The 15,161-nt window shown below is 43.4% G+C and carries 15 protein-coding genes; 9 read left to right on the top strand and 6 right to left on the bottom strand.

The window, feature by feature from the left end; translation table 11 throughout:
• The first annotated feature begins 54 nt into the window (after positions 1 to 54).
• The 9 genes from OE749_RS15045 to lysS all read left to right on the top strand — a co-directional run bounded on the left by OE749_RS15045 (position 55) and on the right by lysS (position 8,998).
• Entirely contained in the window at positions 55 to 750 is a 696-nt protein-coding gene (locus OE749_RS15045) for a hypothetical protein (protein ID WP_263713300.1), read from the top strand.
• An 8-nt stretch (positions 751 to 758) separates the two neighbouring features.
• Complete coding sequence (locus OE749_RS15040; protein WP_263713299.1) at positions 759 to 1,037, top strand: hypothetical protein; 279 nt, start codon at positions 759 to 761, stop codon at positions 1,035 to 1,037.
• Positions 1,034 to 1,879: an HprK-related kinase A gene (locus OE749_RS15035; RefSeq protein ID WP_263713298.1), complete on the top strand. Its 846-nt coding sequence runs from the start codon at positions 1,034 to 1,036 to the stop codon at positions 1,877 to 1,879. The genes OE749_RS15040 and OE749_RS15035 overlap by 4 nt, the downstream gene beginning before the upstream one ends.
• An 8-nt stretch (positions 1,880 to 1,887) precedes the next feature.
• Positions 1,888 to 2,967 (top strand): nucleotidyltransferase family protein, encoded by a 1,080-nt coding sequence (locus tag OE749_RS15030; RefSeq protein ID WP_263713297.1) that lies wholly within the window; start codon positions 1,888 to 1,890, stop codon positions 2,965 to 2,967.
• Between the two features lie 133 nt (positions 2,968 to 3,100).
• The gene (gene tviB / locus OE749_RS15025) at positions 3,101 to 4,372 is read left to right on the top strand and encodes a Vi polysaccharide biosynthesis UDP-N-acetylglucosamine C-6 dehydrogenase TviB (RefSeq protein ID WP_404828190.1); all 1,272 of its coding nucleotides are present in this window, start codon (positions 3,101 to 3,103) and stop codon (positions 4,370 to 4,372) included.
• A gap of 10 nt (positions 4,373 to 4,382) precedes the next feature.
• Positions 4,383 to 5,399, top strand: coding sequence for an NAD-dependent epimerase (locus tag OE749_RS15020; protein WP_263713295.1), 1,017 nt, complete (start codon positions 4,383 to 4,385; stop codon positions 5,397 to 5,399).
• Between the two features lie 105 nt (positions 5,400 to 5,504).
• On the top strand, positions 5,505 to 6,077 hold the full coding sequence (locus OE749_RS15015) for an NADPH-dependent FMN reductase (RefSeq protein ID WP_263713294.1): 573 nt from the start codon (positions 5,505 to 5,507) through the stop codon (positions 6,075 to 6,077).
• A gap of 252 nt (positions 6,078 to 6,329) precedes the next feature.
• A protein-coding gene (prfB, locus tag OE749_RS15010) for a peptide chain release factor 2 (protein WP_263713293.1) occupies positions 6,330 to 7,428 on the top strand; the annotation gives its coding sequence in 2 pieces (ribosomal slippage) (positions 6,330 to 6,404 and positions 6,406 to 7,428; 1,098 coding nt in all).
• 22 nt (positions 7,429 to 7,450) lie between these two features.
• Complete coding sequence (lysS, locus tag OE749_RS15005) at positions 7,451 to 8,998, top strand: lysine--tRNA ligase (RefSeq protein ID WP_263713292.1); 1,548 nt, start codon at positions 7,451 to 7,453, stop codon at positions 8,996 to 8,998.
• 89 nt (positions 8,999 to 9,087) lie between these two features.
• Here lysS and OE749_RS15000 read toward each other — a convergent pair whose 3' ends face one another.
• The 6 genes from OE749_RS15000 to OE749_RS14975 all read right to left on the bottom strand — a co-directional run bounded on the left by OE749_RS15000 (position 9,088) and on the right by OE749_RS14975 (position 15,050).
• Positions 9,088 to 9,882 (bottom strand): NPP1 family protein, encoded by a 795-nt coding sequence (locus OE749_RS15000; RefSeq protein ID WP_263713291.1) that lies wholly within the window; start codon positions 9,880 to 9,882, stop codon positions 9,088 to 9,090.
• Positions 9,883 to 10,003: 121 nt separating this feature from the next.
• Positions 10,004 to 10,411 carry a hypothetical protein gene (locus tag OE749_RS14995; protein WP_263713290.1) on the bottom strand — a complete coding sequence of 136 codons (408 nt, stop codon included), beginning with the start codon at positions 10,409 to 10,411 and terminating at the stop codon, positions 10,004 to 10,006.
• Positions 10,412 to 10,556: 145 nt separating this feature from the next.
• Positions 10,557 to 11,654, bottom strand: a complete 1,098-nt coding sequence (locus OE749_RS14990) for a GGDEF domain-containing protein (protein WP_263713289.1) — start codon at positions 11,652 to 11,654, stop codon at positions 10,557 to 10,559.
• Positions 11,638 to 12,231 (bottom strand): PqiC family protein, encoded by a 594-nt coding sequence (locus OE749_RS14985; RefSeq protein ID WP_263713288.1) that lies wholly within the window; start codon positions 12,229 to 12,231, stop codon positions 11,638 to 11,640. The genes OE749_RS14990 and OE749_RS14985 overlap by 17 nt, the downstream gene beginning before the upstream one ends.
• Position 12,232: 1 nt before the next feature.
• Positions 12,233 to 13,879, bottom strand: coding sequence for an intermembrane transport protein PqiB (pqiB, locus tag OE749_RS14980; RefSeq protein WP_263713287.1), 1,647 nt, complete (start codon positions 13,877 to 13,879; stop codon positions 12,233 to 12,235).
• Positions 13,872 to 15,050 carry a paraquat-inducible protein A gene (locus OE749_RS14975; RefSeq protein WP_263713286.1) on the bottom strand — a complete coding sequence of 393 codons (1,179 nt, stop codon included), beginning with the start codon at positions 15,048 to 15,050 and terminating at the stop codon, positions 13,872 to 13,874. Before OE749_RS14975 ends, pqiB begins: the two co-directional genes overlap by 8 nt.
• Positions 15,051 to 15,161: the final 111 nt, after the last annotated feature.

Raw genomic sequence — 15,161 nt, 5'->3', positions numbered from 1 at the left:
TTGCAGAGAATGTCTAGTTAGCGCATTAGATGTACCCCCAATTGAGGTTGAGCAATGAGTAATCAGGAAGGCATGGAAAAGTCAACGTTGTCTGTTGTTAAGGATCGTAGAAGATTCCTAAAAAAAGCGGGTAGCGGTATCGTGATCACCTCTCTCCCTGCACAATCAGTATGGGGAGCGTGTTCTGTATCAGGCGCAATGTCAGGAAACATGTCAGCTGCGCACGCAGATAAGCATCAATGTAGTATGCCAGTATTACCTAATGGTCGTTCACCAGGTTTTTGGAAAACCCGTAACGGTGTGCAAGGTGCATTCTTGAATTTGAATCAGAAAATTCAAGAAGTAAACCACTCCAACATGCGTAACAGTGATAAAAAAGCAATGAAGAAGTCCTATCGCGAGTGCTACAAAACTTCGATTGAAAACTTCATTACCAATGTAAGCATGGGGCTGCCGCAGGATCTTATTACTTCGAGTGACAATTTGGCTGCTGCTTTGGCGAGCAATGGTTCAGGCGATGGTAATATGCTGTATCATTTGGCTGCGGTCTATTTGAACGCCTATTACGGTTTTTATGGCTCGGGCTATCAAGGTAACATGCAAGCCGCGCAGCAATTAGTAACGGACATTTTATTGTTCGCCTATTCTGAGATCAATCAAGGCCGTCCAGAGAGTGTCTCTGCTATTTCGTGGAACATGAGCGGCGAACCTGTCTCTGGCTTTGTTGTTACGCAATTGCCCTGCGCATAGAACAGCCGGTGTCTCTGCCGACATACCGATTTAGTGATGATATTTTAAGTACACCGTTTTCAGATGAAAGCGGTGTTGCTTTGTTCTCGCAGTATAGTGGAAATACGGTGACCTTGAATATAGCATCACCTGAAAACACGTCTTTTTTGCGTCGAGCGATCGAGTCTAAGTCCACATTTTCATTGGTACAATTTTGTGATTGGCTTAACGTGAGTGAGTCAGAAGCCAATGAGGTGCTCAACTGGTTGTCTGATAATTGGTTCCTAGATAAGGACACCTGCTCGTGATCATCAATGCTGGCTTGTATTCCTTCAAATTGCACACAGCTACTCAACAAGCATTGATTAATGCGAATACGATCTATGGTGATGCGCCCAATGTAGATCGTGCAGACTTCTCTATATCGTTGAAAACAGAGTCATACATTCGCCGATGGATTCGCCCGCAGATTAAATTTTTTGCTGATGCTTCTTCGCCCTTTAAACCTATGCCGAGGTCACAGGCGTATCCGTTGTTAGAGTGGGGCATGAATTGGTGTATCAGTGCGCATGTGTTTGACCATTTGTTATTACATGCAGCTGTATTGGTAAAAAATAATAAAGCGATTATTTTTCCGGCATTACCAGGTTCGGGAAAAAGTACATTGAGTGCTTTTCTTGGGTTGTCAGGGTGGACGGTTTACTCTGATGAAATGGCTGTGATTGACTTTCAGACATATACAGTACGCCCTCTGTATCGGCCTGTTTGCTTGAAAAATAACTCGATAGACATTATTGAAAAGAGGTTTCCCACGGCAACGGTTACACCCCGCTGCTTTGATACCATTAAAGGCACTGTTGCTCACGTTAAAACCTTGAAATGGTCTGATTATGCTAGGCTAGAAAGCGTGCCAATTGCAGCGGTGGTATTTCCTCAATACGAAAAAAATGCGCAAACCTCAATCACATTAGTCAATCAAACAGATACGTTTCAATATTTAGTTGATAACGCGTTTAATTACCATGTTTTAGGCGAAACGGGATTTTGTGCTTTATCTGGCGTTCTTGAAAAAGCCAGTACCTACAGCGCGGTATATTCTGACTTGGCTGATATCGCTTCGTTTTTAGACAACGAGGTGTGCTCTCAATGAGGGGCAAGATGAAAATCGCTTTTTTGGCCGATTTTATAACGGGAAGAAGCCATCTCTCAGAATTTACTGATGAGACGTGGAGTCTGCTCTTATCAGTGTTGCGAGAATCTAAACTGCTTGCTGCTGCGTACTTTGCATATTATGAGTCAGACAAAACTAGCTGCATTCCACATTGGGTATGGCGACACATGCAGTCAGCAGCAAAGTTAGCGGAAAGGCAAAAAAAGCAAGTTCTGTTTGAATGTACCCAAATGTCTGCAATATTGGAAGCTGAAGGGGTCACACCCGTTTTCTTGAAGGGGGCCGCTTATGCCTTAGCGGGTACAGCAAACAGTCAGGGGCGATTCTTAAATGACATTGACGTGTGGGTAAAGCGTGAGTACTTGCTTAAGGCTGAAGCCGCATTATTAAGCGCTGGCTGGAAACACGAAGAGATGACTGAATACGACGATCATTATTATCGTGATCTGGCTCATGAGCTACCACCATTTTTTCACCCTATACGTGGCACGGTACTCGATTTGCACCATAACTTATATTTGCCCATCAGTGGGAAAGCACCTGATATCAATCTTTATACCCACGCTTCAGTTTTGTGCGCTAAGGGGCGTGTTTTTCGACGTGAAGCGATGGTGTTACATTCGGTTATCCATTTGATGTTGAATGAAGATGTTAGCCGAGGTTTTCGTGACTTATTTGACTTACACTTATTACTGTCTGCGCCAGACTCTTCTGAACTCATCGAACGTACCGTTGCTCTGGCAGAACAAGACAACAAACTATTTGAATTAGGCTGTTGCTTTTACATGCTACGCCTATTTTTCAATACAGCAGTTCCTGATCCGTTTGCTTTGAATTTATTGCGTGGAAGCTGGCAAACATACTTGTGTAAACACATTTATCCTAACGCAGTTGTACCCGACCATTCTGCGCTTACGCACGGCGTAACTAAATTCGCTAAATATGTCGTATATTGGCGTGGACATATTCTAAAGATGCCGATAATCACATTTTTAAAACATGTGGTAGTGAAATCCTGTCTGGGGATAATGGGGTTAGTATTTGGCAAAGATAGTGCGAGAACTTAGCAGTAATTTCGTAACATTGTGTTATTGCTGTGATACCATAAAAAATAAGTGAACTGCGTTGACGGAGCCTCTATTCGGCTTGGCGCAGAAAAAGAATAAACAGATGCTAAGAAGGAGTTAGCAGTTGGTAACGATTGATCAAAATACCAAAATTGCTGTCATTGGTCTGGGCTACGTAGGGTTGCCATTGGCAGTGGCATTTGGTAAAAAATTCACAACAATTGGTTTTGATATTAACCAAGCTCGAATTGAAGAACTTAAGTCGGGGCATGATCATACACTTGAAGTGTCTGATGAAGAGCTTGCGTCGGTGAAATCTCTCAGTTACAGCTGCAATCCTCAAGACATCGCTGATGTCGATTACATTATTGTTACCGTTCCTACGCCGATTGATAAAAATAAGCAGCCAGATCTGACTCCGCTTGTGAAAGCCAGTGAGATGATTGGTGGAGTCATCACTAAAGGCACCACAGTTATCTATGAATCAACCGTTTATCCTGGTGCAACAGAAGAAGATTGTATTCCAATAATTGAGAAAGTATCGGGGTTGGTTTTCAATCAGGATTTCTATGCAGGGTATAGCCCAGAACGTATCAATCCAGGTGACAAAAAACACCGGCTTGAAAATATTGTCAAGGTGACGTCTGGTTCGAATGAGCAGATTGCAGAAAAGGTAGATGCGCTTTATCGCACCATTATTGAGGCTGGCACGCATAAAGCATCATCGATCAAGGTTGCAGAGGCTGCAAAAGTGATCGAGAACACGCAACGAGACTTGAATATTGCCCTTATTAATGAACTTGCCATGATATTTTCACGCATGGGCATTGATACTGAAGAAGTATTACTTGCTGCGGGCAGTAAATGGAACTTCTTGCCTTTCCGCCCCGGTTTAGTTGGTGGTCACTGTATTGGTGTAGACCCATATTACTTGACCCATAAAGCGGAAGAAATGGGACACCACCCACAAGTGATTTTGGCTGGGCGTCGCATTAATGACAATATGGGTGAATACGTTGTCAGTCGATTAGTAAAAACCATGTTGCAACGGAAGATAATGGTGACGGGTGCTAACGTGTTGTTGATGGGAATAACCTTCAAGGAAAATTGCCCTGATATTCGTAACACCAAAGTCGTTGATATTGCTCATGAACTGACGAATTATCATGTTAACTTAGACATTTACGACCCTTGGGCTGAATCAGACGAAGTAGCGGAAGAATACGGTTTGTCTTTGATTGATAAACCTGAATTAGGTAAGTATGACGCCATCATTGCCGCCGTTGCTCACAATGAGTTTAAGGCGCTATCGGGTGAAGAATTACGCGCGCTTGGGAAAGCAGACAGCGTGATTTATGATTTAAAATACATCTTTGATAAAAAAGATGTCGATATTAGGCTGTAGGAATTAAGTTATGAAAGTGTTGGTTACTGGTGCAGCAGGTTTTATTGGTTCTCATGTAAGCCTGTATTTACTTGAGCGTGGTGACGAGGTTGTCGGGCTGGATAACATCAACGACTATTACGATGTCAATTTGAAATATGATCGTCTTAAGCGTATTGAACAGCATGAAAAAGCGTACAACTTTACATTTGTAAAGATGGGGGTTGAAGATCGTGAGGGGATGGCCTCGCTTTTCGAAGAACACAAGTTTGATAAAGTGGTACACCTAGCGGCGCAAGCTGGTGTGAGATACTCCATTGAGAATCCTCATGCGTATATTGACGCTAATATTGTTGGTTTTACTAATATTCTAGAAGGCTGCCGACATAACAAAGTTGCGCACTTGGTTTACGCATCATCGAGCTCGGTTTATGGCGCGAATGAGTCTATGCCATTTTCTGTTCACGATAATGTTGATCATCCTTTGTCTCTTTATGCAGCAAGTAAAAAAGCCAACGAGTTGATGGCCCATACTTATAGCCATTTATATAATTTGCCGACAACTGGACTAAGATTCTTTACGGTATATGGCCCGTGGGGACGTCCCGATATGGCCTTATTCTTGTTCACTAAGGCGATTATGGAAGGCGATCCGATTAAGGTATTTAACTACGGTAATCACCGCAGAGACTTTACGTACATCGATGACATCGTAGAAGGAATTATTCGTACGCTAGATCATACAGCGCAGCCGAATGAGCAATGGAGCGGTGAGAAGCCTGATCCTGGTACAAGTAAAGCACCTTGGCGCGTTTACAACATTGGGAATCAGTCTCCAGTTCAGTTGCTTAACTACATTGAAACGTTAGAAGACGCGCTGGGCAAAAAAGCCGAGAAAGAGCTTCTTCCGCTGCAACCTGGCGACGTTCCAGATACCTATGCAGATGTAGAAGCATTGGTGGAAGATGTGAATTATCGTCCTCAGACGACCATAAAAGAAGGGATTGGCAATTTTGTAAATTGGTATAAGACATACTATAACTGCTAATCATACTTAATGAAGTGAAACGACGCGATATGCGTCGTTTTCTGTTTTTTAGGCTTGTATAACGTTTGAAGCACGTGTTGGGCTGTACTTTAGGAAGATATTACTATGATAAAAATTGTAGCGTTTGCTGGAAGTGGAAGAAGAGACTCTGTAAATAAGAAGGTAGTGAAAGTGGCGGCTGAGGGCGCGCGCGAAGCAGGTGCCGAAGTTACGATTGTTAATCTGGAAGATTATGACATGCCCATATTTACTGAAGATCTGGAGGCTGAAAAAGGCATGCACGAAGGGGGCCAGCGTTTCAAAGAACTATTGATGGAAAGCGATGGCTTCTTGATTGCGTCTCCCGAATATAACAGCGCTTACAGCGCATTATTTAAAAATGCGATTGATTGGGCATCTAGAAAAGTTGGTGATGAAAAGCCTCTTGCTGCTTATAAAGGCAAAGTGGCTGCAATCATGGCAGCTTCACCGGGTGCGCTCGGTGGAATGCGTGTACTTGTACCTCTGAGAATGTTAATGGAAAATTTAGGTACAATGGTGTTGCCTACGCAAAAATCTGTGCCTAAAGCCTTTGAGAAATTTGATGAAAACGGCAACATCACCGACGAGAAACTAGATGCAGCGTTGAAAAACTTAGGCCGTGAACTCGTGGATACACTTAACAAGTTAAAAAGCTAATTCATTAAAATGGGAAGATGCGTTCATGGTAGAAGGCATTTTCCCATCTTTCTTCTCATTGGTGAATAGTCCCATTTTTGTCATATCATGGCGAGATTAATGTGGTTTTGCTTTGCACAATAAAAATATAATACCTTCACAGCTATGCCTCTTATTCTAATTCTTCACATGACTAGTCATTTTTACACTGTAAAACCCAGTCGTTTTTAGGTAAAATTCGCCTCTTTTTTACTTTTCTCGTTGAATCGTTTTATGTTTGAAATCAATCCTGTACAAAATGGTATTGCAGACGTGCGCGGACGCACTGAACTGCTTAGGGGGTACCTTTGACTTCGCTGAAAAGTGCGAACGATTAGAAGAGGTAAACCGCGAACTAGAGAGTCCTGACGTTTGGAACGAACCAGAAAGAGCGCAAGCTCTTGGCAAAGAAAAGGTTGCGTTAGAAACTGTGGTGAATACCATTGAGCAATTGACTCAAGGTGCTGATGACGTCGAAGGGCTGTTGGAACTTGCGGTTGAAGCAGAAGACGAAGACACATTCAACGAAGCACAAGCCGAGCTTGATGGGCTAATAAATAAATTAGAAGAGTTAGAGTTTCGCCGTATGTTCTCTGGTGAACAAGACGCGAACGATTGTTACCTCGATATTCAAGCTGGCTCGGGTGGCACCGAAGCACAGGATTGGGCGAATATGCTCCTTCGCATGTACTTGCGTTGGGGAGAAGAGCATGGCTTTAAAACCGAACTAATTGAAGTGTCTGACGGTGATGTTGCTGGTATTAAAAGTGCGACTATACGTTTTGCGGGCGAATACGCGTTTGGTTGGTTAAGAACGGAAACCGGCGTGCACCGATTAGTGCGAAAGTCACCTTTTGATTCAGGTAATCGTCGTCACACATCATTTGCCTCTGCGTTTGCTTATCCTGAAATTGATGACGATATAGAGATTGAAATCAACCCAGCTGACTTGCGCATCGATACTTATCGTGCGTCAGGTGCGGGTGGTCAGCATGTAAACCGAACGGATTCCGCAGTGCGTATTACTCATGAACCTTCAGGCATTGTTGTTCAATGTCAAAATGATCGTTCACAGCATAAAAATAAAGATCAAGCCATGAAGCAGCTAAAAGCAAAGCTCTATGAGTTTGAAATGCAGAAACAAAACGAAGAAAAGCAAGCCATGGAAGACGGCAAGTCAGATATTGGGTGGGGAAGTCAGATTCGTTCTTACGTGCTTGACGACTCACGCATCAAAGACTTACGTACGGGTGTAGAAACGCGCAATACCCAAGCGGTATTGGATGGCGATTTAGATAAATTCATTCAGGCTAGCCTTAAATCTGGTCTTTAAAAATAGCAAATCAGGAAAGTCGATGACTGATATACAACAAGACGAAAACAAATTGATCGCAGAGCGCCGGGGCAAATTAGATAGCATTCGTGAGCAGTGTAAAGCCAATGGCTTTCCGAATGACTTCCGTCGTGAATTCTACAGCAATGAATTGCAAACTGAATTTGGTGAGCAAGATAAAGAATCTTTAGCTGAACTAAGTAAAGTAGTCAGTATTGCGGGTCGCATTATGGCTAAACGTGGGCCGTTCTTGTTACTTCAGGACATGACCGGACGTATTCAAGCGTATGCCGATAAAGACACACAAAAAGACATTAAAGCACGCTATGGTTCATTGGATATTGGTGACATCATTGGTGTGAAAGGCGACTTAAATAAATCTGGCAAAGGTGACTTATACGTTAATATGTCAGAGTATGTGTTGCTGACTAAGTCATTGCGTCCGCTTCCAGAAAAGTTTCATGGTTTAGCTGATCAGGAAACCAAATACCGTCAACGTTATGTTGATTTGATTACCAATCCTGATACACGAGAGACATTCCGTGTCCGTAGTCAAATTGTAAATGGTATCCGCAAGTACCTCAGTGATCGCGATTTCATGGAAGTTGAAACACCCATGCTCCAAGTGATTCCAGGCGGCGCGACGGCGCGTCCATTTGTGACGCACCATAATGCACTCGATATAGAAATGTTCTTACGTATCGCACCTGAGCTTTATTTAAAGCGTCTTGTTGTCGGTGGCTTTGAGCGTGTGTACGAAATTAATCGTAACTTCCGAAATGAAGGTCTATCAACACGTCATAATCCTGAGTTCACCATGCTTGAATTCTATCAGGCGTATGCTGATTTTAACGACTTGATGGACTTAACAGAAGACATGCTTCGCACGTTGGCAGAAGACGTAATGGGCTCTGCAATCATCAAAAATACGATGAAAAACAGCGAAGGCGAAGTAGTAGACACCATAGAATATGATTTTGGACAGCCTTTCCAGCGCTTGACGATGAATGAAGCGATTCTGAAATACTGGCCAGAAGCCAACGCAACAGCGATTAACGATCCAGAGAATCATTTGGATGAACTAAAAGCGATGGCAAAACAGTTGCACATCAAAGAGCCGGAAGTGGATGGTATTTGGGGTGCGGGTAAATATCTGTGTGAGATTTTTGAGGCGACGGCCGAAGAACAGCTTATGCAGCCTACCTTCATTACTGCTTACCCTTGGGAAGTCTCACCATTAGCGCGTCGTAATGACGAGAATCCGTTTATTACTGACCGGTTCGAATTCTTCGTTGGTGGAAGAGAGCTGGCAAATGGCTTCTCTGAGCTAAACGATGCAGAAGACCAAGCGGCACGTTTCCGTAAACAAGTGGAAGAAAAAGAAGCGGGTGACGATGAGGCGATGCACTATGATGAAGACTATATCCGAGCGTTAGAGTATGGCCTTCCTCCAACGGCGGGTGAGGGAATTGGTATTGATCGATTGGTCATGTTGTTTACAGACAGCCCAACCATTAAAGATGTGATTTTATTCCCGCATATGAAGCCGCAAGAGAAAGCGGAATCGTAAGAGATTCAACAAGATCGATAAAGGCTCCACTCGGAGCCTTTTCTTTTTATATCGATAGTTACCGATTAATTTGCTACCCGATAGCAGGTTTATTCTGCTGCGTTATCTATGCTAGCTTGGGTAAATTGTGGGTAGCTCGAAGGTTTGGCTTTATTGAGACTGCCGAGAAAGCTGCTATCTTTGACTGAAATATGCGCGCTGCCATAATCATAGTTGTTCAATCTGTAGCGCATGTCAGCGTTTGACAGGCCATCACCCACAATCTTGTACCAACTTGTAATTGTCGGAGTTACGAAACGTCCATAGGGGTTCTCCGCGATTTCTGTCGGTTGTTTGGCAAAACGCATCGCATGGGTAAGTGCCCCGTCTTTGTGGTAAACAATTTTAAGGTGTGTGCCTTCAAAAGGGAGTTCACTTGCCGGTTTGGTAATGGCGTCACCGTGAGAGCTATATGTACCGTGAGTCACTACGCCGTTTTTAGTGAAAACTGCGGCATACTCCCAATCGTGTCGATGACCGAAACCAAGGTACGGTATTACTTGGTCTTTCTCAAAATAAAGCATGTAAATATGGCCACAATACTCATCGCCTTGATTTTCCAAACATGCATGTCGATGTAACGTATTTGATGTATTGAGAAAGTCATGGCTTCGGCAATGTCCGCCTAATGGCCCGCTTGTTTTTAGACCGCCATTCATTTCACCAGCACGGCTAATACCTGCGCTAGGAAAGCAACCGTCGCCGTCAAAATCAAATACAGGTGCAATGGTGTAAGCGTCAACAAGGGTAGGTAGTGCTTCATCTAGGGCAGGAAAGTCGTCTGCCATAGCAAAACTTGTGCTTCCCATTATGAGTAGGGTGGGTAAGAGTTGAGATGCTTTCACTTTTTTTCCTTTTTAGTGGGTTAAAAAAGCATCATATCAACCATATATGTTTAGGTAAAATAATTAACCCCTGTCGAGAGCGTTCAAAGCGTGTAATTGAAGAAATTTATCTGCGTGAAAATCACACATGGGATAGGTGTACAATATTGTCAACCACGAATCCATGACCAGACAAAAAACCGACTGCTTTTTCTACACTTGTTGTTCGAAGAAAGGGAAGGTTTGCGTTTGCCATGTGATGAATCAAGTGTTCTGCTTGATTTGGATGGTCAACCAACCAACATTCCGCTTTTTGATTGCGTCGATCTAAATCGATATCTGCTTTTTGGGTATTTTGAATAAACTGTCGGCTAAGATGCCAGCCGCGCATATCTACAATGATTGCCCACGGATTGCCACGCATTGATTGCATTGCACTGCTTAACGCTGATAAATATTGAAAATCGGTTGTGACATCCCAGTCTCCACGTAACCTTACAAAAATAACGCCGTTACGAATAGAAACGTTAAAGTTTGGTGGAGATTTCATATTAACACCCTCATTTTAAACTTCATTACTTGAAGGAGACGCTTAGCATGATACACATAGGGCACGGAGTCAAAATACGTCGCAAGCTAAGACGCAGAAGTCTACCAACGTCGATAAAAGGCGGGCGTCATATTTTGTCTACGCATTAAAATATTGGCAGTGTCTTATTTCGTCCTTCTCGTTTTGCTTGGTACATGAAGTGATCTGCCAAACTAATGGCCTTGTCTACCGATAGATGATGTTCGACTTCAGCGATACCAATACTCACAGTTAAGGTAAAGGGCGTGCCTTTGTATTTAAACCCATAATTTTCAACGCGTTTACGTAGTTTTTCGGCAAGAATGTAAGCATCATGTTGGTTTGTTTCGGGTAATAAAAAAATAAACTCCTCACCTCCCCAACGGGCGACGATATCTTGCTTGCGTAAGGTATCTCTGAACAGTTGGCTCAGCTCAATTAAGGTGTAATCGCCGCCGTCATGGCCATGTTCATCATTGATCGACTTAAAATGATCAATATCACATAACATTACAGACATGGTTTGTTTTGCCCGTTGGCTACGACTAAATTCGTAATCTAAATGTTCTCGCATGCTTCTACGATTGGGCAATTTGGTCAAACTGTCGCTTCTAGCCTGTCGCTCAAACTCGTCACTTAATTGCTTCATCCGCTTGTAACTTTCAGAGCGCGAGTACTCGTAAAAACCTGCTAAAAAGGTAAGGGTCAAAAAGGACAGCAATAAGCGACTCTTAAACCCATAAGAATACTGAGTTAGCGCAATGGTGTCGGGTAATAGAAAAAGCAAAATAAATATTACCGACGTGAATAGGCCGATATCCCGCAGCCCTTTTTTTAGCCCTCCAAAGAAAAGGGCGACGGGTGGAACCAGAAAAATCCACAAGGGCCCAGTGTTTTCTCGTCCACCAGTAACGACTAAAAATGCCATTAACAGCATTAAACAATACAGTAAAAAATTGCCAGCGACACGATAGCCTGTAAAAGGCTTTGTGACTTCAACGAGTCGGTGAGAAATGTACATGGCGATGGAAGACGCGGTTAATACAACGGCAAGCACAAATTCTTGTCGAATGTAGGCAGACAATGCGAGTGCACTGACGATACATAACCCTACGATCGAAAATAAATTGATAACAAATATTTGTCGATTTACTTCAGGGGTACGACCTCGATGAACTCCGAGAGTTAGAAAGGTATTAAAGGCGGCTTTAGTTTTGTTTAGCATGGTGGTTCATTGTGCCCTGAAAGTCTTGGTGTGCTTGCTGGCTTATCTCAGAAATACATTGATTTAGCTTACTGATAGCGTGTTCAAAACCATCTTCGTCTAAGGGTAACGTGAAGGTAAATGGATAACGAGGTTGTGCACTATCAGGCCCCGTGTTTTCAACCTCGACACGGTAATGTCCTTCACAAATGACCGCCGCGTTGTCAGTGGCAGTGAAATGGTCAAAATGAAAGTGTAAGGTTGCGTTATCAGCTGAATTTGATTCAGAGAATAACCCTGCCAAAGCATGCTCTAACGCCATGCGAATATCGTCAGTTAGAGGTTGTGCCCATAAGTGTTGGCTAGCGTAATACACCTGATGTGTGCCGATTAGCATCGGTAACTGAGAGCGCTGTAAATATTCTGCCGTCGTGACGTTACCAATACGTAATCCGTTTGTATTGGTAAGCACTTTGTGAGTCTTAAACGTGCTGGTATCGGGTGAAGACAACAAATAATACTTCAGCTTAGCAACGTTATTGGTGCCACAGCTGATTGTCATGAATAGACACGCGAGAACTATCATTATCTTAAGCATGTTATGGCTTCCTTCCTTTTGGCTCAAGCGTCGGCTCTGTACCGTCTACAAAAATAAGCCGGTTCGGAACATCGTTGATTTGTTGAATAACAGGCGTGATTTCTGTCAGTGTGCGCTGAATATCTTTAAGGGTGTCACTCAAGGTGGATTGCGTTGAAGATCCCGCTGCATAATCTGATGCTAGCGATTCAAACGCATGCAAAGCGCGTTCAATGTCGCGAATAATTTGGGTCTGATTAGCATCATCAATTAATTGTGATGCCGCAGCGGCAGACTGCCGAAATGCGCTGGCCGTTTTTTCAAATTCCAGCAAGGCATTATTCATATTTTCGGTCAGCTCAGAATAGGGGATACCGTTCACCTTATCTAAAATCGCATTGACTTTTTGGGTAATTTGAGTGAATTCGTTCGATACAGTCGGAATAACGGGTAGCCCGTTAAACATTTCTGTTGTGTTGGCGTTGAGTTCATCATAGTGATTAATGTCGACATAGAGGCTTCCAGAGAGTAAATTCCCCATCTTTAGTGATGCACGTAATCCTTGTGGGATCCATTCAGCAAAGTCGCGTTTGAGTTTTTCTTCCGCTTCTATGGTATCGCCTAGTGTGAGTCGTCCAGGCTGCAAAGAAATGAGCACTGGGATTCGGTAACCGCGACGGAGTAAGCCATTATCGAGGGTGCCTTGCAGGTTGATTGTTTTCACTTCGCCAATTTTTAAGCCACGGTATTCGACAGGCGCACCCACTTCAAGGCCTCGGATGGTTTCCTCTACTAACAATACAAATTCTACCGTGCGTTTATAACGTTGATCAGATGCGGTCTGATAATCCGAAAAAATCTCAAATTGATGATCTTCGTTAATCTCACCGCCTCGAAACTGGCCATCTGGTACGCCAAAGGTGACGCCGTTGGTGAGCATAGTTTCCAGGCTTCCTGTTCGCGCGGTAAAGCCACTGGCCGATATATCAAAGCTCAGCCCGCTCGTATTCCAAAATCGCGTGTTGGGAGAGAGAATTTCATGAAAAGGCGCCTCTATGAAGACATTGTAGGCGACACTTCGAGCGTCTAAGTCGTATTCTATGCTTTCAAACTCGCCAACTTTTAACCCTTTATACACAACAGAATCACCCGCTTTAAAAGAAAAATCATCATTGCTCGTCAGTGTAATATGCATGCCTGGTGTGCCAGCAGGGGTGACAGGTGGGTTTTCCAATGCAACAAATTTGTCTGAGAGCTGATTACTCTCTCCGGGAGAAAACGCAATATAGGGCCCAGAGACCAAGGTACTTAACCCTGTTACGCCGCTTAAGGATACTCGTGGCCGAACTACCCATACTTTGCTGTCTGAACGAAGTAAGTGCGTGGCATTTTTTTGAATTGCAGCGGTCACGATAACGCCTGACAGATCTTCTTTTAGCTGAATAGATTTAACCACACCAACGTCAACATCTCGGGTTTTAATCTTCGTTTTATCTGCTTCCAGGCCTGTCGCCTGCTCTAGCTCAATGGTAACAAACTGCCCTCGATCGACCCATTGTTGATAAACGAAGCCACCACCCACGATGAGCGCAAGAATTGGAACAATCCAAATACGTGATATCGAGGTCATTTTTTTTATTTGCGCTTGATTCCTATCGCGCTCAGACATGATTTACTCCTTTGCGAGGGGATGGGTTCTGCCAAAATAGCCTAGTATCAAATGTCATGGCGGCAATCATAGTCATTATCACCACGCCAGCAAAAGACAATATAGCCGGGCCAGGAATGACGGCCATTGCATTACCTTGTTGAATTAATCCCGCTAATATTGCAACCACAAATACGTCCACCATTGACCATCGCCCAATAAACTCCATAACTCGATACCATCGAATACGCTCTTGCTCTGAGAGAAAATGTGCATACTGAACACTAAAATTTAGCCAAGCCATCACCACTATTTTAATGACCGGGATCATCACACTGGCAACAAAAATAATAATGGCTATGTGGCGCGAGCCAGCTTGCCATAACGACACCACGCCCGACAAAATACTGTTTTCTTCTGTTTGGCCCAATTGTGTTGTTTTCATAATCGGCAAAAGGTTCGCTGGAACATACAAGATGCTGGCTGTGAGTAGCAGCGCCCATGTTTTTTGAATACTTGCTGATGCATTAAGCGGTCGAGGTGGTTGTACCGTTTCCCCAAGAATCCAATGTAAATAGGCTTTATCAAGATAAAGCAATAGCAGTGTTTGGCAAAGTACATAGCCGCTAAAGAGATAAAAGCCGGGACCAAAGGTAATATCTGCCATGTCACTGAGTTTGATCATTGCCACCAATACACTTAATAAAAACACCTCAGCCATACTCCATGGAAGGAGTTGATAAAGTGCTTTGAGGAAAACGTTTGATAACTGCGGTTGCCTCTTTGATATGAGTGGCACGAGTAAACTTAAAACCACGATCAACAATGCGATAGGGATGGCGAGTACAAATAACACAGTAATTGCAGCCAGTAAGGCATAACCCGACGTGGTGAGTGTCTTTATTGCACCTAAAATACTGATGGTGCTTTGACCACTTTGTGCTTCGAAACCGATAAAAGGGAAAGGGAGTGAAAACAGTAATAAAATTAACGCACCCAGTCCAAGTGCAATCATCCATTCATGCCCATATTGGTGGAATTGAGCGAGCTTATGATTACATCGAGGGCAGTGGGCTTTTTGTTTATGTGAAAGCGCAGGGATGGTTACCTCTAAATGGCAGTGTTCACATAGGCTGCTATGTTGAGCAATCTTAGGCGGTTGTGATGAGGTGCGATGAACGTCTAGACTCATGACCCTAAGTGATTGATATTAAGATTGTTCAAGCATACACCAATTTGTGTAAAGGGGGTATCAAGAGAATGCTTAACACTGATAAATATTTATCGGTTGTCGCAAAAAAAA

Origin of the sequence: Fluctibacter corallii, from assembly GCF_025751585.1 — a bacterium.
GTDB lineage: Bacteria > Pseudomonadota > Gammaproteobacteria > Enterobacterales > Alteromonadaceae > Fluctibacter_A > Fluctibacter_A corallii.
The sequence above is the reverse complement of the archived record's forward strand: the minus strand, read 5'-3'. Positions and strand labels throughout refer to the sequence as shown.